Origin of the sequence: Xanthomonas sp. NCPPB 3761, assembly GCF_041475705.2 — a bacterium.
GTDB lineage: Bacteria > Pseudomonadota > Gammaproteobacteria > Xanthomonadales > Xanthomonadaceae > Xanthomonas > Xanthomonas phaseoli.
On sequence record NZ_CM191262.1, the window covers coordinates 4,485,515 to 4,503,091 of the forward strand.

18 protein-coding genes and 1 pseudogene are annotated in these 17,577 nt (G+C 63.0%); 7 read left to right on the forward strand and 12 right to left on the reverse strand.

The window, feature by feature from the left end:
- Positions 1–47 precede the first annotated feature (47 nt).
- The gene (locus tag ACCQ00_RS19610; RefSeq protein WP_039574366.1) at positions 48–248 is read right to left on the reverse strand and encodes a helix-turn-helix transcriptional regulator; all 201 of its coding nucleotides are present in this window, start codon (positions 246–248) and stop codon (positions 48–50) included.
- Positions 245–832, reverse strand: coding sequence for a hypothetical protein (locus tag ACCQ00_RS19615; protein WP_039574364.1), 588 nt, complete (start codon positions 830–832; stop codon positions 245–247). The genes ACCQ00_RS19610 and ACCQ00_RS19615 overlap by 4 nt, the downstream gene beginning before the upstream one ends.
- A gap of 440 nt (positions 833–1,272) precedes the next feature.
- Between ACCQ00_RS19615 and ACCQ00_RS19620 the strand changes: the two genes are divergently transcribed.
- Positions 1,273–2,835, forward strand: a complete 1,563-nt coding sequence (locus ACCQ00_RS19620; protein WP_039574362.1) for a GH39 family glycosyl hydrolase — start codon at positions 1,273–1,275, stop codon at positions 2,833–2,835.
- Between the two features lie 89 nt (positions 2,836–2,924).
- On the opposite strand, the gene ACCQ00_RS19625 is transcribed toward ACCQ00_RS19620, so the two are convergent.
- Positions 2,925–3,197 (reverse strand): metal/formaldehyde-sensitive transcriptional repressor, encoded by a 273-nt coding sequence (locus ACCQ00_RS19625; RefSeq protein WP_017156283.1) that lies wholly within the window; start codon positions 3,195–3,197, stop codon positions 2,925–2,927.
- Between the two features lie 64 nt (positions 3,198–3,261).
- Between ACCQ00_RS19625 and ACCQ00_RS19630 the strand changes: the two genes are divergently transcribed.
- On the forward strand, positions 3,262–4,335 hold the full coding sequence (locus tag ACCQ00_RS19630; protein WP_372354010.1) for a cation diffusion facilitator family transporter: 1,074 nt from the start codon (positions 3,262–3,264) through the stop codon (positions 4,333–4,335).
- 91 nt (positions 4,336–4,426) lie between these two features.
- On the opposite strand, the gene ACCQ00_RS19635 is transcribed toward ACCQ00_RS19630, so the two are convergent.
- On the reverse strand, positions 4,427–5,254 hold the full coding sequence (locus tag ACCQ00_RS19635) for a ferredoxin--NADP reductase (RefSeq protein WP_162292273.1): 828 nt from the start codon (positions 5,252–5,254) through the stop codon (positions 4,427–4,429).
- A 36-nt stretch (positions 5,255–5,290) separates the two neighbouring features.
- Between ACCQ00_RS19635 and ACCQ00_RS19640 the strand changes: the two genes are divergently transcribed.
- From ACCQ00_RS19640 to ACCQ00_RS19660, 5 genes and pseudogenes are all read left to right on the forward strand, one after another.
- The gene (locus ACCQ00_RS19640; protein ID WP_017156286.1) at positions 5,291–6,286 is read left to right on the forward strand and encodes an ABC transporter ATP-binding protein; all 996 of its coding nucleotides are present in this window, start codon (positions 5,291–5,293) and stop codon (positions 6,284–6,286) included.
- Positions 6,283–7,095, forward strand: a complete 813-nt coding sequence (locus ACCQ00_RS19645; RefSeq protein ID WP_180301630.1) for an ABC transporter permease — start codon at positions 6,283–6,285, stop codon at positions 7,093–7,095. The genes ACCQ00_RS19640 and ACCQ00_RS19645 overlap by 4 nt, the downstream gene beginning before the upstream one ends.
- The gene (gene panE / locus ACCQ00_RS19650; RefSeq protein WP_180301629.1) at positions 7,095–8,039 is read left to right on the forward strand and encodes a 2-dehydropantoate 2-reductase; all 945 of its coding nucleotides are present in this window, start codon (positions 7,095–7,097) and stop codon (positions 8,037–8,039) included. The genes ACCQ00_RS19645 and panE overlap by 1 nt, the downstream gene beginning before the upstream one ends.
- Before the next feature lie 284 nt (positions 8,040–8,323).
- A pseudogene (locus ACCQ00_RS19655) lies at positions 8,324–8,749 on the forward strand (hypothetical protein); the annotation flags it as partial.
- A gap of 69 nt (positions 8,750–8,818) precedes the next feature.
- Positions 8,819–9,906, forward strand: a protein-coding gene (locus ACCQ00_RS19660) for an IS3 family transposase (protein ID WP_099770621.1) whose coding sequence is annotated in 2 segments (ribosomal slippage) — positions 8,819–9,071 and positions 9,071–9,906 — 1,089 coding nt in all. Because the reading frame shifts where the segments join, the coding sequence is not laid out codon by codon here.
- Between the two features lie 290 nt (positions 9,907–10,196).
- On the opposite strand, the gene ACCQ00_RS19665 is transcribed toward ACCQ00_RS19660, so the two are convergent.
- From ACCQ00_RS19665 to ACCQ00_RS19700, 8 genes are all read right to left on the reverse strand, one after another.
- A complete protein-coding gene (locus ACCQ00_RS19665) occupies positions 10,197–10,601 on the reverse strand; it encodes an acyl-CoA thioesterase (RefSeq protein WP_017156289.1) in 405 nt (134 codons plus the stop codon).
- A 36-nt stretch (positions 10,602–10,637) separates the two neighbouring features.
- Complete coding sequence (locus ACCQ00_RS19670) at positions 10,638–11,090, reverse strand: hypothetical protein (RefSeq protein ID WP_039575242.1); 453 nt, start codon at positions 11,088–11,090, stop codon at positions 10,638–10,640.
- A gap of 37 nt (positions 11,091–11,127) precedes the next feature.
- Positions 11,128–11,454, reverse strand: a complete 327-nt coding sequence (locus tag ACCQ00_RS19675; protein WP_039575241.1) for a thioredoxin family protein — start codon at positions 11,452–11,454, stop codon at positions 11,128–11,130.
- The gene (locus ACCQ00_RS19680) at positions 11,426–11,920 is read right to left on the reverse strand and encodes a flavodoxin (protein WP_039575239.1); all 495 of its coding nucleotides are present in this window, start codon (positions 11,918–11,920) and stop codon (positions 11,426–11,428) included. The genes ACCQ00_RS19675 and ACCQ00_RS19680 overlap by 29 nt, the downstream gene beginning before the upstream one ends.
- Before the next feature lie 225 nt (positions 11,921–12,145).
- Positions 12,146–12,616, reverse strand: coding sequence for a hypothetical protein (locus ACCQ00_RS19685; protein ID WP_039575237.1), 471 nt, complete (start codon positions 12,614–12,616; stop codon positions 12,146–12,148).
- Complete coding sequence (locus ACCQ00_RS19690) at positions 12,616–13,314, reverse strand: DUF3800 domain-containing protein (protein WP_039575234.1); 699 nt, start codon at positions 13,312–13,314, stop codon at positions 12,616–12,618. The genes ACCQ00_RS19685 and ACCQ00_RS19690 overlap by 1 nt, the downstream gene beginning before the upstream one ends.
- Positions 13,315–13,356: 42 nt before the next feature.
- Positions 13,357–14,400, reverse strand: coding sequence for a ribonucleotide-diphosphate reductase subunit beta (locus tag ACCQ00_RS19695; RefSeq protein ID WP_005914812.1), 1,044 nt, complete (start codon positions 14,398–14,400; stop codon positions 13,357–13,359).
- Between the two features lie 177 nt (positions 14,401–14,577).
- Positions 14,578–17,076, reverse strand: coding sequence for a ribonucleoside-diphosphate reductase subunit alpha (locus tag ACCQ00_RS19700; RefSeq protein ID WP_007965098.1), 2,499 nt, complete (start codon positions 17,074–17,076; stop codon positions 14,578–14,580).
- Between the last annotated feature and the right edge of the window lie 501 nt (positions 17,077–17,577).

Consider the following 17,577-nt stretch of genomic DNA (forward strand, 5'->3'; position numbering starts at 1 on the left):
AGTGCCTGTCCCCTGACGTTGCCTGCGGCCACACGTGACCGCGGCAACTACTGCCCGTCTTCGAAAAGAAACACCTGCTCGATCGCTTCGCCAAACAAGCGTGCGATCCGGAACGCCAACGGCAGGCTGGGATCGTATTTGCCGGTTTCCAGCGCATTGATCGTCTGCCGCGACACACCCAGCCGTTCGCCGAGTTCCCCTTGCGACCACCCGTTGGCCTTGCGCAATTCGCGCACGCGGCTATTCATTCAAAACGACGCGCGTGGATGCTTTTGGTGATGCCGTAGATGACGCACAGCAAGGGAAACACCCACAGCATCGCCGCGCTCGCCGGAACATCGATCAGCTCGGCAGCCTGCAGAAATCCGGCCGTCATGTACGCACCGCTGATCAGCCCGGCGGCAATGGCGATCGCTTCCAGCTCGATCCGCCGTTGCATCTCGTCCGAATCGCGCACGTAGCGCGCCACCGCACGAATGACCAGTACCACCAGCACCGCCGGCAGCAGGGCGATCAACACCCGCGCCCAGTGCGGCCCGACATGCCCGAGCAGATAGCGCCAGAACAGCATCACCAACACGTACAACAGCATCGGGATGCCGAATTCGCGGTAGTACCGTCGCGCCAACGCCGGGCGGGTGCTATCGCGCAGATCGCCGCGCGCCAGCCAGAGCGGCACCGACAGCAGCATGCATGAGCCACCAATGCCGGCACTGACCCCGGCAAGGTAGCTGCTTAACGGCAGCACGTGCCACAGGCCGAGCAGCCCAATGCCGAGGAAGACCAGCCCCACGCAGAACACCAGCAGCGCCTTGCGCTTGCAGGGAGTCATCGCACGGCCTCGGCGACGCCATGACGCGCGCTGTGGGCACGTCCGGCAACCGTGCCCGCAGCGCATCGCGTTGCACGGTGATGCCTGCATTCCATTTGCCTGTGCTGCCGCCGCATCCCAGTCGCCTGTCAAGTATGCTTGACAGGCAAGATGCGCCCACTGGACGTTGCTGTCAAGCACCCTTTACACACTCGAACGCGGCTTTCTGGATCGGCCTTCATTGCTGGGCCCCAGCGGCGAACGCCCGTGGCGAGACGTCGGCAGGCAAGACAGACGACACACAGCCGCCGCAGCGTACGCGCGCACATGCCGATGCCGCGGCCGCGTTCGCATGGCGGCTGCCCAGCGATGTGGTTGGCCTCGCTGCATCACCCTGCATGTCGGCAGTGGTGTGCCGCGCATGCGGTAGGCTGCCGGCTGGAACTTCAGCAGGAGCGACGATGCGTTCACCTGTCTTGTTGGCAGCGGCGCTGTGCTGCATGACGCCCTGTGCACCGGCGCAGCACGCGGCGCCGCGCACGATCCAGCTGGATCTGTCCACCGCTGGCGCGCCGGTCGATCGTTTTTACGACCTGTCGGTCGGCTCGGATTTCCCCGGCACCTTGATTCGCAGCGACACGCAGGCGCATCTGCTGCCTGCAGTGCAGGAGTTGGGGTTTCGCTACATCCGTTTCCACGATGTGTTTCATGACGTGCTCGGTACCGTCAAACAGGTCGACGGCAACCTGGTATACGACTGGACCAAGCTGGATCAGTTGTACGACGCGCTGCTGGCCAAGCGGATTCGCCCGTTCGTCGAATTGGGCTTTACCCCAAGCGCAATGAAAACCTCGGAACAGACGTTGTTCTACTGGAAGGGTAACACCTCGCATCCGGATCCTGCCAAGTGGACGCAGTTGATCGATGCGTATGTGCGCCACATCCGCGCGCGTTACGGTGCCGAGGAAGTGCGCCAGTGGTATTTCGAAGTCTGGAACGAGCCCAATCTGAAGGATTTCTGGGAGAACGCCGACCAGCAGGCCTACTTCGATCTGTATGCGAACACGGCGCGCACCATCAAGGCGATCGACCCGCAACTGCGCGTCGGCGGTCCATCGACGGCAGGCGCCGCCTGGGTACCCGAGTTACTGGCCTTCGTCGCCAACAACACGCTGCCGATCGATTTCGTCACGACGCATACCTATGGCGTGGATGGCGGGTTTCTCGATGAAAACGGCAAGCAGGACACCAAGCTGTCCGCATCGCCGGATGCCATCGTCGGCGATGTGCGACGCGTGCGCGCACAGATCCAGGCCTCGCCATTTCCCAACCTGCCGCTGTACTTCACCGAGTGGAGCAGCAGCTATACACCGCGCGATTTCGTGCACGACAGTTACATCAGCGCACCCTATCTGCTGACCAAGCTCAAACAGGTGCGCGGCGTAGTGCAGGGCATGAGTTACTGGACCTATACCGATCTGTTCGAAGAACCCGGCCCACCGCCAACGCCGTTCCACGGCGGGTTTGGGCTGATGAATCGCGAGGGCATTCGCAAGCCGGCCTGGTTCGCTTACAAATACTTGCATGCGCTCAAGGGTCGCGATGTGCCGCTGAGCGACACACATTCCCTGGCCGCAGTGGACGGCACGCGTGTCGCCGCGCTGGTGTGGGATTGGCAGCAGCCTGTGCAGGCGGTGAGCAATACGCCGTTCTACACCAGACAGGTGCCCGCCACCGATAGCGCACCGTTGCAGATGCGCATGACCCACGTTCCTGCCGGCACATACCAATTGCAGGTGCGCAGGACCGGCTACCGGCGCAACGACCCCTTGTCGCTGTATATCGACATGGGCATGCCCAAGGCACTTGCGCCGCGTCAGTTGACGCAGTTGCAACAGGCAACGCGCGATGTGCCCGAACAGGACCGGCGTATCCGTGTGGGCACCGATGGCGTGCTTGACATCGCGGTACCGATGCGCAGCAACGATGTGGTGCTGCTGACGCTGGAGCCGGCCGCGCGCTGACGGCAGACGTTCAGGATGGCTGCGCGTTGGAACGCTGGGGCGCAGCACGCCCAGGCAGACCGTCGCGCGCAATTATCTGTCGGCGGCGCTTACTTCAAATAGGTCTTGAGGATCGCCGTGATGTCATCCACTGCCAGCTCGCGCTCGTCCAGGGCGTGGGGTGCGGCGACATGATGCTTGAGGTGCTCGCTGAGCAGCTCGACCATCAAACCTTGCGCCGCGCCGCGAAATGCGGCGACCTGGGTCAATAGCGCAGTGCATTCCACGTCCTGCGTCAGGGCTTTTTCCAGCCCTTCCACCTGCCCGCGGATCCTGCGCACGCGCGCGAGCAGTTTCGTTTTGTCCTGATTTAGATGCGCCATGCCATATACCCCCCAGGGGTATTTAGGATACCCTGTGGGGGTACCTTAGCCAGGGCCATCGCCGATGTCGACCACGCACGCCGCGCCGCATTGCGCGCAGTCGCACACCTTTGCCAGCACCAACCCGCTCGCCGAGCGCAGCACCGGCAAGGCGGTGATGCTGACCGTGCTCATGATGGTGGTGGAGATCGTGGGCGGTTGGATGCTCAATTCCATGGCCCTGCTCGCCGACGGCTGGCATATGAGCTCGCACGCGTTGGCGCTGGGACTGGCGTTGTTCGCCTATCGCTTCGCGCGGCAGCATGCCGGGGACGTGCGCTTCACCTTCGGCACGTGGAAGGTCGAGGTGCTGGGCGGTTACACCAGCGCGATCCTGTTGCTGGGCGTTGCCGCGCTGATGGCGTTCCAGTCGGTGAAACGGTTGTTCACGCCCAAGCCCATCCAGTATCAGGAAGCAACCGTGATTGCGGTGATCGGCCTGCTGGTGAATTTGATTTGCGCGTGGTGGCTGCGCGATTCGCATGGGCATGCTCACTCCCACGGGCATCGCAGCCACGGCCATGCGCACACGCACGAGGGTCATGGTCATGGTCATGGTCATGGTCATGGTCATGGTCATGGTCATGGTCATGGTCATGGTCATGGTCATGGTCATGGTCATGGTCATGGTCATGGTCATCACCAGGATGCGCACAGCGATCTCAATCTGCGCGCGGCGTATCTGCACGTGGTGGCCGATGCCGCGACCTCGGTGCTCGCCATCGTCGCGCTGGTCGCCGGCATGCACTGGGGCGTGACCTGGCTGGACCCGCTCATGGGTCTCGTCGGCGCGGTGCTGGTCACCGTCTGGGCCTGGGGGTTGCTGCGCAGCACCGGCAGCGTGTTGCTGGATGCGGAGATGGACGCGCCGGTGGTGGCCGAAGTGAAGCAGGTGATCGCCGAGCTTGGGCATGCGATCGACATCGCCGACCTGCATGTGTGGCGGGTCGGCAGCGAGCGGTATGCCTGCGTCATCAGCCTGGTCACCACGGCCGACATCGATGCGGAGCGGGTGCGGCGCGCGCTGCAGATCCATGAAGAACTGGTGCATGTCACGGTGGAGCTGCGGCGCCCGGCGCTACTGAACGCTACGGCGTAGAACCGCAGCAGCTCGGCGCCACAAGCCACGCGCCGCAGGCCACAGTACGCTGCCGGCGCAGGCGGCATGTTCGCGCCGCCTACATGCAATCTCAGGCCTTGGGCGGCGTGGAGCTGACGTACTTCTCGCGGCGAATCTGCGCACTCGGCAGGCCGGCGGCTTTGAGCGCGTCCAGGCAGGTGTCCACCATGTCCGGGTTTCCGCACAGGTAGGCGATGTCGTGCGCGGCATCGGGCGCGAACTCGGCCAGGTGCTGCTGCACGTAGCCGTGCCGCACATCGGCGTGCGGCTGGGCGGGCAATTCGCGCGAGAAGCACGGCACGTAGCGGAACTGCGGATGCGCCTCTGCAAACGCGCGGAAGTCCTCGCCGTACAGCAGCTCGGTCGGGGTGCGTGCACCTTGCAGCAACACCACCTGCACACCGCGGGTGGCGATCGCTTCGGCCAGCAGCGGCAGCATCGAGCGGTACGGGGTGACGCCGGTGCCGGTGGCGATCAGCACGTAACGCCGGTTGTGGTCGCCCGGCTGCAGGCAGAAGCGCCCGTAGGGGCCGCTTGCCTGCAACTGGTCGCCAATCTCCAGGCCTTCGAACAAGGCCGTGGCCGAGCCGCCGGGCACGAAGCTCACCGCGATCTCCACTGCCTCGCCCGGCCCCAGCGCATGATCGTGGATGGTCGCCAGCGAATAGCTGCGCTTGGTCGGCGTGCCATCGGCGTAGTCGAAATGGATCTGGATGAACTGCCCGGGCTGGAAATCCAGCGGCTGGCCGTCGTCACGGACGAACTGGCAGTGGGCCACGGTGGGCGCAATCATGCGCCGGTCGACAAGCTTGAGGGGGAATTGAACGGGCACGAACGTATTTGGGACAGTCTGTGATCGGGGCAAACCCCAACGGGCTTCTATAATAACGGGCTGCAACTCGCTGCGCCGTCACCCTGGCGCGAAGGACCCGGCTTGAATTCCCCATCTCCCCGTGCGCCCGCCCTGCGCGTGTGCGATCTGCGCAAGACCTACGACAACGGCACCCAGGCGCTCAAGGGCGTCTCGCTGGACGTGGCGCCAGGCGATTTCTTCGCCCTGCTCGGCCCCAACGGAGCGGGCAAGTCCACCCTGATCGGCATCATCAGCTCGCTGGTGAACCTGTCCGGCGGCCAGGTGGAAGTGTTCGGCACCGACCTGGTCGCCCACCGCAGCGATGCGATGCGCCTGATCGGCCTGGTGCCGCAGGAAATCAATTTCAACCTGTTCGAAAAGCCGTTCGACATCCTGGTCAACTACGCCGGCTTCTACGGCATGCCGCGCAGCCAGGCGCAGGCGCTGGCCGAAGTGGAACTACGCCGCGCCCACCTGTGGGAGAAGGCCCAGGTGATGAGCCGCACGCTCTCCGGCGGCATGAAGCGCCGGCTGATGATCGCCCGCGCCATGATGACCCAGCCGCGCCTGCTGATCCTGGACGAACCGACCGCCGGTGTGGATATCGAAATCCGCCGCGACATGTGGCGCGTGCTCAAGGACATCAACGCCGCCGGCACCACGATCATCCTGACCACGCATTACCTGGAAGAAGCCGAGCATCTGTGCCGCAACCTGGCCATCATCAACCACGGCCAGATCGTCACCCAGGGGCCGATGCGCGAACTGCTGGCCAAGCTCGACGTGGAAGGCTTCCTGTTCGATATCGACGGTGAGCTGCCCGCGCAGCTGCCGGTGATCGAAGGCACCACGCTCACCGCCATCGACGGCCACACGCTGGATCTGGACATGCCGCGTGCGATGGACCTCAACCGCGTGTTCGCCACCCTGGGCGATGCCGGCATCCGGGTGCGCTCGATGCGCACCAAGAGCAACCGGCTGGAAGAATTGTTCGTTCGCCTGACCGGGCCCGGCGAGACCGTCGCCGCCCCGGCTCCTGCCGCAGCGGCGCCCGTGCGCCCGGCAGGCCACCCATGAGTCCCTCGGAGCCGTCGATGTCCGCAACGCCAGCCACACCCCGCCAACGCAACTGGATTGCGCTGGGCACCATCGTGCGCCGCGAAGTGCAGCGCATCCTGCGCATCTGGGGCCAGACCCTGGTGCCGCCGGCCATCACCATGACGCTGTACTTTTTGATCTTCGGCGGGCTGATCGGCTCGCGCGTGGGCGAAATGGGCGGCTACAGCTACATGCAGTTCATCGTGCCCGGCCTGGTGATGATGAGCGTGATCCAGAACAGCTACGGCAACATCTCTTCGAGCTTCTTCGGCGCCAAGTTCGGCCGCCATGTGGAAGAGCTGCTGGTCAGCCCGATGCCCAACTGGGTGATCCTGTGGGGCTATGTGTCCGGCGCGGTGCTGCGCGGGGTGATGGTCGGGGCGATCGTGCTGATCATCGCGATGTTCTTCACCCCGGTGCGGATCCCGCATCCATTGGTCACGCTGACCACGCTGTTGCTGGGCGCGACTATCTTCTCGCTGGCCGGCTTCGTCAACGCGGTCTATGCCAAGAAGTTCGACGACGTGGCGATCGTGCCCACCTTCATCCTGACCCCGCTGACCTACCTGGGCGGCGTGTTCTATTCGGTGAAGCTGCTGCCCGGCTGGGCCGAGGCGGCCACCCATGCCAACCCGATCTTCTACATGGTCAACGCGTTCCGCTACGGCCTGCTCGGCAGCTCCGACGTGCCGATCTGGGTGGCCTACGCGCTGATGCTGGGCTTTGTCGCCGTGCTCAGCGCCCTGGCGTTGTGGCTGCTGCGGCGGGGCGTGGGGTTGCGGAGCTGATGGCCATGCGCATCCTGATCCTCGGCGCCGGCGGCACCGGCGGTTATTTCGGCGGCCGGCTGGCGCAGGCCGGCGTGGACGTCACCTTCCTGGTCCGCGAGGCGCGTGCGGCGCAGTTGCAGGCCGACGGCTTGCGCATCCGCAGCCCGCTGGGCGATGCCGATCTGCAGGTGGCGCATGTCACCGCGCAGGACTTGCCGGCGCGGGTGGCGCAGCGGCCGTTCGACCTGGTGATCCTCAGCTGCAAGGCCTACGACCTGGACAGCGCGATCGAGGCGATTGCGCCAGCGGTGGGCGAGCACACCACGGTGTTGCCCATCCTCAACGGGCTGCGCCATTACGCGGCATTGGACGAGCGCTTCGGCTCAGCGCGGGTGCTGGGCGGGCTGTGCTTCATCAGCGCCACCAAGGGCGAGCACGGCGAGATTCTGCACCTGGGCAAGCCGGCAGCGATCACCTTCGGCGAGCGTAGCGGTGACGCGCAATCGGCGCGGGTGCAGGCATTTGCCGCCGCTTGCGCGCAGGCCGACATCACCCATGTGGCCAGCGAGCAGATCGCGCAGGAACAGTGGATCAAATACAGCTTTCTCACCGCACTGGCCGCGGCCACCTGCCTGATGCGTGCGCCGGTAGGCGCGATCGTGGCCACCGACGACGGCCGCGCGTTGATCAACGGCCTGTACAACGAGTGCCTGTGGGCCGCCGATGCAGCCTGGCAATCGATTCCCGAGCCAGCACGCGCCAACGCGTTGCAAACGCTGCTACAGGTGGATTCGCCGCTCAAGGCCTCGATGCTGCGCGACCTGGAAGCCGGCCAGGACGTGGAGGCAGCACAGATCGTCGGCGACATGCTGGCGCGCGTGCGCGAGACCGGGCGCAACGCCCCACTGCTGATGGCCGCCAATGTGCATCTGCAGGCGTATCAGGTGTTGCGGCATAGCTGATGGGAATGCAGGCGGCTGTGCGCGTGCGACGCATGCATCGCCCCCATCCGCCCTTCGGGCACCTTCCCCCGCAGGCGGGAGGAGGAAGCGGCTTGGGGAACAGTGGCTACCGTTGCATCAATGCGCGACGACCCTCAGCACCACTTCCAACAGATCCCTTCTCCCGCTTGCGGGAGAAGGTGGCGCAACGCACCGGATGAGGGCGCACCGGGTTGGCGCAGCCTTCGCGCTGCAACGACGCAGTGAACACGATGCTCTGCTTCCCATCGCCTACTTTGCCCCTGATGAAAGCGCTCAGCCACCTGTTTCGTGCCGGTCATTTCGTGATCCTGGCGTTCTTCGTGCTGTGTGCGGCGGGCCTGGTGACGATGGCCGGGCTGGAGCTGTGGCACGGCTTCACACCCGGCGGCGACATGGTGGTGCGCGACCGCTTCAACGTCGTGCTCGAAGCAGTCGGCCTGCTGACAGTGGCGCTGGTCACGCTCGAACTGGGCCAGACCATCTTCGAAGAAGAGATCCTGCGCGACGTCAAGGTCAGTGGCCCCACGCGCGTACGGCGGTATTTGTCGCGCTTTTTCGTGGTGATCGTGATCGCGCTGGCGATCGAGACGCTGGTGTCGATCTTCGAGCTGATGCATGCCGACCCGGCCAAGCTGCCCTACGCTGCTGCCGTTGGCTCATGCGCGGCACTGCTGCTGATCGCCTGGGGTGGTAATCCCCCCGCCCATTAGCAGACGCCAGAAGTGGAATTTTCTCGTCCCCTTTCCCGAGGAGGTTCCATGAAGAAGTCCCGCTTTACCGACAGCCAGATCATCGCCGTGCTCAAGCAGGCCCAGGCCGGTGCGCCCGTGCCGGAGCTGTGCCGCGAGCACGGCATCAGCTCGGCCACGTTCTACAAGTGGCGCAGCAAGTTCGGCGGCATGGACGTGTCCATGGTCGCGCGCATGAAGGAGCTGGAGGAGGAGAACCGCCGGCTCAAGAAGATGTACGCCGAGGCGCAGCTCAGTACCGACCTGCTGAAGGAAGCGCTCGCAAAAAAATGGTGAGGCCATCTCAGCGACGCGAGATGGCCCAATCGGCGGTCACGAGCGGGCGCACGAACATCCGCCACGCCTGCCAGACCTTCGCGGTGAGCCAGACCTGCTTCCGCTACCAGGCCAAGGCCAGCGAGCAGAACGCCCGGATCGCCGACTGGCTGATCCGGTTGACGACCGCCCATCGCGACTGGGGCTTTGGCCTGTGCTACCTGTACCTGCGCAACGTGAAGGGCTTTGGTTGGAACCACAAGCGGATCTACCGGATCTACCGCGAGTTGGAGTTGAACCTGCGGATCAAGCCGAAGAAGCGGCTGGTGCGTGAGCGGCCACAGCCACTGGCGGTGCCGGAGACGATCAACCAAGTCTGGTCGATGGACTTCATGCACGACCAGCTGGCCGACGGCCGCAGCTTCCGGCTGTTCAATGTGCTCGACGACTTCAATCGCGAGGGACTGGGGATCGAGGTCGACCTGTCGCTGCCGTCAGCCCGGGTGATCCGATCGCTGGAGCAGATCATCGAGTGGCGCGGCAAGCCCGCCGTGATCCGCTGCGACAACGGCCCTGAATACATCAGTGGCGCGTTGCTGTCCTGGGCGCAGCGGCATGGCATCCGGGTCGAGCACATCCAGCCGGGCAAGCCACAGCAGAACGCCTACGTTGAACGCTACAACCGCACCATCCGCTACGCTTGGCTCGCCCAAACCCTGTTCGACACCATCGACCAGGTGCAGGACAAAGCCACCCGCTGGCTATGGACGTACAACCACGAGCGTCCGAATATGGCGCTCGGCGGCATCACGCCTGCCATGAAGTTGGCGATGGCCGCTTAGCTCCACTTCTGGCGACCGCTAAAAGTGGGGGGATTACCGGGTGTGTTCGTCAAACTCAATCGCAGCGCCGAGGAGCTGGAACCGGAGGCGATGGAAGAAACCAAGCGCGAAGACCGCGAAGTGCAGGAATAAGCGCGGCAGACAGAAGGTCGCTGGCGGTTGTCAGATAAGCGCGCGCGTTGCGGAGCAACGCAGTGGATACGCGGCACTTGTCCATTTTCGACGGCTAGCCGCGCTTTTTCGCAGCGGCGCAGTCGTTTGCTTGTCAGCCGCTCTCCACCTGGTCAGTGTCAGCCAGCAGCCGTTGGCAGCGGCGGCACCGCCGTCGGCTTGCCATCGGCATCGAGCGCAATCATCACGAACTGCCCGCGTGTGCACAGCTCGCGCGCGCCGCTAAGCAGGTCTTCGGCGATCAATTCCACTTCCACCGTGATCGAGCTACGCCCCACCGATACCACGCGCGCGATGGTTTCCACCATCTGGCCCTGGCGGATCGGCAGCTTGAAATCCACCTGATCCGAACGCGCCGTCACCACGGTGCGGCGCGCGTAGCGCGAGGCGGCGAGAAACGCGGCCTTGTCCATCCACGCCAGCGCCTGCCCACCGAACAGCGTGCCCAGATGATTGGTGTGATTGGGAAACACGATCTCGGCCATGCGGGCTTCGGTCGGTGCAACGGGCGTGGAACTGGTCATGAAGAAGTGCCGTATGAGGAAGAAAGGCCGGCCCGATCAACTGCGCAGCGTCGGCAGGAAACTCAGGTCGATGTGGTACCGCGACGGCCGTTGCGGATCGACGAAGATGCGCAGCGATTGTCCATCGCGCAGGAACGGCTGCGGATCGGTCCACAGGTTGTCGCTGCGGTACTCGGTCAGGGTGTTGTGTGCGCGGTCATGGCGATGGGCCAGGATACGGAACGGGTGCACGCCGTTGACCTGCAAAGACGCATTGCGTTCAACGCAGACGAAGCGCGCTTCCACCACCATGCCATGCTGGCGCAACCACGCCGCACGGCGCGCATGCCAGACACGATAGCCCAGGATGCCGCCACCCACGCCGCCGAATACCACGCCCAGCAGCAACAAGATCCAGCGGGCCTGATCCGGCAGCAGCGCCGCACCGGTCAACAGGCCCAGCCCCGCCAGCAGGAAGCTCCAGGCGACGATGGTGACGGTGGCGTTCATCGCCGGGCGCCTTGCATCGACCAAGCGCCGGCCACTCTCACAGGCCGCTGCGGACCGCCGCTTCCACCTGCGCCGGCGACTGGAAGCCCGGCAAGCGCGCCACTTCGGCACCGTCCTTGAACAAGGCAAGAGTCGGCGTCTGCCGCAGGCCCAGGCCACGGAAAAACTCCTCGCCCACCACTTCCAGCTTCACCTTGAGCAGTGCGACGCCTGCTGCGTCCTCGCTCGCGGCGAACTTGGTCAGCGACATGTCGAGCATCTTGCAACCAGGGCAATTGTCCTTGTAATAGTCGACAAGTAAGCGCGGATGCGCGGCCAGGGCAGCGGCGTAGTCGTCAGGGGTGGTGGCGTGGAGCGTCTGCATGGGGGGTGTTCTCGAACGGTGTATCGGTGAGGGCAAGAATGTGGTCGGTCCAGCTTTGGATCTTGGTGGCGTCGCGTTCGCCGTGTGGCATTTGTTCGATCTCCAGCCGCGGGTAGCGCGTACCGAAGAACGCAGCGATGCGCCGGGCTGCACCGCAATAGTTCTCCTCGCCCCACTGCGTCTCGCCAGTGCCGAATACTGCCAGGCGCTCCGGCTTGCCGACCGCGGCAACGAGCTGTTCGATGAAGCGCTTCATTTCCAGCGGCGTACGCCCGGCGTTGATGCTCCAGCTGCCGAGGATGTAGAGATCGTGCTCGGCACCATCCGGACATGCCTGCGCCAGCGTCTGGATGTCGGCATCGATCCAGGTTACCGCGTGCCCCAGTTCCTCGCAGCGCGCGCAGATCGCGCGCGCGACATCGCGCGTGTTGCCGCTGAGCGATGTGTGGGCGAGGAGGATGTGCATTTGCTCAATGATTAACAGATTCAGTAAAATTCAACAACAAAAACAATGGGTTGCAGTTTTCTTCGACGTCTGGAGCTTCTTGATATCGCGGCACTGTGCCAGGCGCACTTGACTCTAACGGTGGCTGAGCTAAGCTCCGCCTCGAGTTCACTGCCTATCGGCTTTGAACCTATCGAGGTCTCGGCCGCTGAACCCGCGTAGCGAATCAGCGGCCTTTTTTGTCTGCTATTTGGCTTTGGTCAGCGAGCGGATGCACTCTTCGCGAGACCACGTCGGCGAACTTTGAATCTTTCCTATGCTGCTATCTGCTTGGTAGCAAGTGATGAAGTTAGCCTTCAGTGCCAAATCTTGTTTGAGCGATAGTGCAATCACGACCACAAAATCTTCATAGACCACCGCCACCCGGCGGGTGGCGTCAACCTGTCCGGCAGTTTTATTCCAGCCTTGAAATAGAGTGGCATCCGGATGCGTAAGGGTCGCCTGAATCCAGTCGATTCGCTGCGCTCTTACTTCTGAAAAGGTGTCCTTCCGCCCATCCCACCCTGCGCTCTCGTAGAACGCGTGGTCAAACTTTTTTGCATCGAAGTAGACCCGGATCTCGTCTGGTGTCTGGATCTTGCCACGACAATAGACACGTTCGTAGTGCTGTCGGTACTGGGCAGAAGTTTCGTATTTGACCAACGGAGGCAATGGCATCACCAGCCTCCGTTGAGTCGAATTTTGAACAGGTTGAATTTCTCCTCGCCCTTGCTCGTTGGACCAAGCTCGCGACCTAGTGCGCTTTCAATGCGGCTAACAACGGTGAACTTCGCAGTGTTAGGCATCAAGGTAGAATTGATCTTGCTGCTAGCCGCTCCCAGCAACAAATCACACATCTGAATCAGTACTACTTCGTCAGACGGTAAGGACTGAACACTTTCAATTTTCGAGCTCAAATTTGCTCGCGACAGACACTGGGCAAGGACAGGCAAGCGCTTGGAATCACGATTGCTTTTCGCGTCACAGAAGATTCGATATTCATTAAAATCGAGAATCCAGTGATGAAGGAGCTGGTAGTAGAACTTGTAGAATCCCAACTCCGCATCATCGTCATGCAGCGAAAGATCAATTTGGGTCCGATCAACCGCAATACATCGAAAACGAAGGTTCTCGCCGTATGCGAAGAAAAGGTCGACCAGTTCTACGTAGAAGTCACGGCGATTAGGCGCAACCTTGCTCCACTTGATCTCGCCCCAAGCCCTATGTCTTTCTCGAAGGTCGCCAATGCGCGACTTAAACTCATTGCGAACTTCCTGTGGCAGCCAAAGGCTTCCGATCATGAGGTAACGCGCGCGCGGATTAGCAGACGTCAGGACGTCCGGATTCGCCTCATCGCAGTACACCTCAAATCTCATATGAGTTCGCAGATAGTTGGGAGATATGAGCAGCAGGAATTCTTACAGATCGTCGAAACCGTTATCTGAATTCGTCTTCTTGTACGACGCATTGCGCATCTCGAAGAAGTCGGTCTTGGTCTCGGTGAAGTTGTCGGCGTAGGCCTTGATCCACGGCATCACGTTGTCGTTGGCGCCCTCGTACAGCTTCTCGATGCCGAGCATGCCGGCCATCTTGTTGGCGCGGTACTTCACGTAGCGGATCATCTCGTCCACGTCGATGCCGTCGATGCCGTCCAGCACTTCGGCGGTCCACTGGGTTTCCAGGTCGATCGCGTGCTCGAAGGCCTTGTGCACGTAGTCGGTGAGCTCATCGCCCTGCAGCGCCTGGTTCTCGCCGATGATGGCGCGAATCAGCTCGCTGATGAACTTCGAATGCGCCAGCTCGTCGCGGTTGATGAAGCTGATGATCTTGCCGGTACCGGTCATGCGGTTCTGGCGGACCAGATTGTAGAAATACGCAAAGCCGGAATAGAAGTTGATGCCTTCCAGGATCGAGGACTGGATCAGCGAACGGATCAGCGTTTCGGCCGTCTTCTCGCGCATGAAGTCTTCGTAGGCGCCCATGATCGGCGCATTGCGCTTGATGATGGTCGGGTGCGTGCGCGCGATTTCGAACACGCGATTCTGGTCGGCCAGGCCGGTGATCGAGGCCAGCACGTAGCTGTAGCTCTCGTTATGGATCACTTCCTGCTGGCCGATGATCGCGGCATTGGCATGCGCGGCCGGGTCGGTGATGTATTCGGCCACGTTGTAGATGAAACGCGTCTGCGGCGAATCCAGCGTGGCCAGCAAGCCGATGATCGAATCGTAGGCATTCTTTTCGCGCGCCGACAGCTCGTTGTACTGGCGCGCGTCGCCCTTCATGTCCACCTCGTCGGGGATCCAGAAGTTGGTCGACAGTTCCTTGTACGCCCGATAGAAGGACGGGTACGGGATGTCGTTCCAGTTGAGGATGCCGGAGGTCTGACCGTTGATGATGCCGGTCGAACGGTTGGGGTTGCGCGGCTCAAGAATCTTGATGCGGTCGAGCGGTGTTGCGGACATGGGTTTCTACTCGTATTTCAGGCGTCGCGCGCGTACAGCAGGGGCGACGGCGGCAATCGTTCTGGGGGAAAGCCCCCTGAGTGAGGGGGCGCGCCAAAGGCGCGGGGTGTGGAGGCTAATGAGCCGGGGCCCACGATTCGCAACGCGAACCGTGGGGAGCTAAAGCGCGAACGCGCTTTAGCTCGAACACCACTCGCATTCACTGATGTCGATATCGTTGGAGCGCACGTAGTACGTGGTCTTCAAACCCTCGCGCCAGGCGGTCATGTGCAGGTCCAGCAGCGTGCTCGCACGGATGGTGCTGGGCACATAGAAGTTGAAGCTGATCGACTGGTCCACGTGCCGCTGGCGGCGCGCGTTCTGGCGCACGCTGGCGAACTGGTCGACCTTGTAGGCGCCCTTTTCGTAGTACGGCCAGGTCTCCAGCGACAGGCCAGGAGCGGCAACCGGACGGCGGAAGTCCTTCTTTTCTTCGTAGTAGAACGCGCTGTAGATCGGGTCGATGGAGGCGGTGGAACCGGCGATCTGCGCGGTGCTCATGTTCGGTGCAACCGCCAGCATCCAGGCATTGCGCACGCCATTGACCGCCACCTGCGCCGACAGCTCCAGCCATTGCGGGCTGTTGTAGTCGCGCGCACGGAAGTACTCGCCGTTGTGCCAGTCGCTGCCGCGGAACACGCTGTAGGTGCCCTTTTCCTTGGCCAGCTCCATGCTCGCCTGGATGGTCAGGTAGTTGATGCGCTCGTACAGCTCGTCGCTGTAGTCCTCGGCTTCCTTGGCATTCCAGTGGATGGACTTCTGCGCCAGCAGATGATGCCAACCGAAGGTGCCAAGACCGATCGCGCGGTACTTCTGGTTGGTGATGGTGGCCTGCGGCACCGGCAACTGGTTCAGATCGATCACGTTGTCGAGCATGCGCACCTGGATCGGGATCAAGCGCTCCAGCACGTCGGCACCCAGCAGATCGGCCTGGTCGGCCTGCACGGTGATCGCGCGACCCAGGTTGATCGAGGACAGGTTGCACACGACGAAATCGCCCGCCTTCTTGGTGGTGACGATCTGATTGCCGCTGATGATCTCCTGCATCATCCGCGTCGGGCTCATGTTCTGCAGGATCTCGGTGCACAGGTTGGACGAATAGACCATGCCCTCGTGCTTGTTCGGGTTCTTGCGATTGACTTCATCGCGATAGAACATGAACGGGTTACCGGTTTCCAGCTGGCTGACCATGATGCGCTTGAAGATCTCGATCGCCTTGACGGTCTTGCGCGTGATGCGCTCGTCGGCGACGACTTCTTCGTACTTGCGACGGAAGCTGCCGTTGGCGTCGCCCTTCTTCTCATCGAAGAAATCCTGCAGGTACCAACCCTTGATCCGCTTCACTTCGTGCGGGTCGAACAGGTACCAGTCGCCGCGGCGCTCGACCGCTTCCATGAACAGGTCGGGGATGCACACCGAGGTGAACACGTCGTGCGCGCGCAGGCGCTGGTCGCCGTTGTTCAGGCGCAGGTCCAGGAACGCTTCGATGTCGCGATGGAAGATGTCCAGGTAGACCGCGATGGCGCCCTTGCGCTGGCCCAGCTGGTCCACCGACACGGCGGTGTTGTTGAGCTGCTTGATCCACGGCACCACGCCGCCGGACGAATTGGACACGCCACGGATCGCCGAACCCGACGAACGCACATAGCCCAGGTACGCGCCGACGCCGCCGCCGTGCTTGGACACGCGCGCCACGTCGGTATTGGAGTCGTAGATGCCCTGCAGGCTGTCGTCGACGGTGTCGATGAAGCAGCTCGAGAGCTGGCCGCCGACCTTGCCGGCATTGGCCAGCGTCGGGGTGGCCACCGTCATGTACAGGTTGGACAGCGCCCAGTAGGCCTCGCCGACCAGCTGCATGCGGCGCTCGCGGCTGCCCTTGCCGGTGCCGATCTCGTCCTGCATCAGGTACAGCGCGATGGTCAGCCAGCGCTCCTGCGGCAGTTCGAACACGCCGCGCGAGCTATCGGTAGCCAGGTAACGCGTGGCCAGCAGGTACAGGCCGTTGTAGGCGAACAGCTTGTCGCGCTCGGGCTCGATCATCTTGCCGGCTTCGATCAGCTCGTCCTTGGAATAGCGGCGCAGGATGTCGTTGGAATAGACATTGCGGTCGGCCAGGCTCTCCTGCAGGCCGACGAACGAGCCGTACTTCTGGCTGGCGTCGTAGAAACGGTTGCGGCTGGCGCGCTTGTAGAGGCGGCGCAGGTACAGACGCGCAGCGAAGTGCTCCCACTCCGGGGTGGTCAGATCGACGCGGGCTTCGGCCTCGCGGATCAGGTGGTCGACCAGGTCGTCGGCGTTGACGCTGTCCTTGCGCTCGACGAACCCGAACACCGAGCGCTTGTAGTCGGCCACGTCCAGCTGCGGGAACTCGGCATGGATCTGGTCGATGGCGCGCTCCAGGCGCTCCGGCTCGAACGGAATCTTGCGATTGCCCGCTTCTTTCGTGATCCAGGTGGAGACGTTTTGTTCTTCGATGGTCTGTGCGTGCATTGCAATGGCTTGGCGGGGAGGCGGCACGATGTCCGACGGGTCGGTCAATTCCGGCGCGCCGCAGGCGGGCGCGGCAACGCTGGCGGGAACGCTGGTGGGTATTGCGGTACCGGCGGCGATCGCGGAAAGGGTGTCGTTGGTGGTCATGCGTCCTCCATGCGTAGGCACACGAACCTGCCGGAGCAGGCAACGACCGAGCGGCGTCCAGGGTGCATTGGCGACACAGGACGCACAGCGCGCAGGCCATGGCCTGCGGCGGCATCACCCACCAATTTCCCTGAACTCCCACGGCCGCCATCACGCGGTGTGCTGTCGCATGATGGTGTTCGGTGGCAACGCGCTGCCGTCATCGGGCCGGAAGCGACCGCGGCAATGCCGGGGCGCGTACAGGTCGCTGAGATGGGAGCCGCAGGCAATGTCGCGCTTGCGCATCGCCTTCGTCTCATTGGTGCCACTTGGGGGCGGTCACCACCGAACCCCAAGATAGTGGGGTCCCCCCAGGGGGTCAACACCAAATGTGCTCAGACTGCGGCGAGCCTTGCGCCACAACGGGCTGCGCTGACGAGCGGTCGTCTCGCGCGGCGGGAGGACGAATCCGACTGCGCAGGTCAAGTCGGGAGGGTCCTGATTCTCGCTCGCCGCACTCAC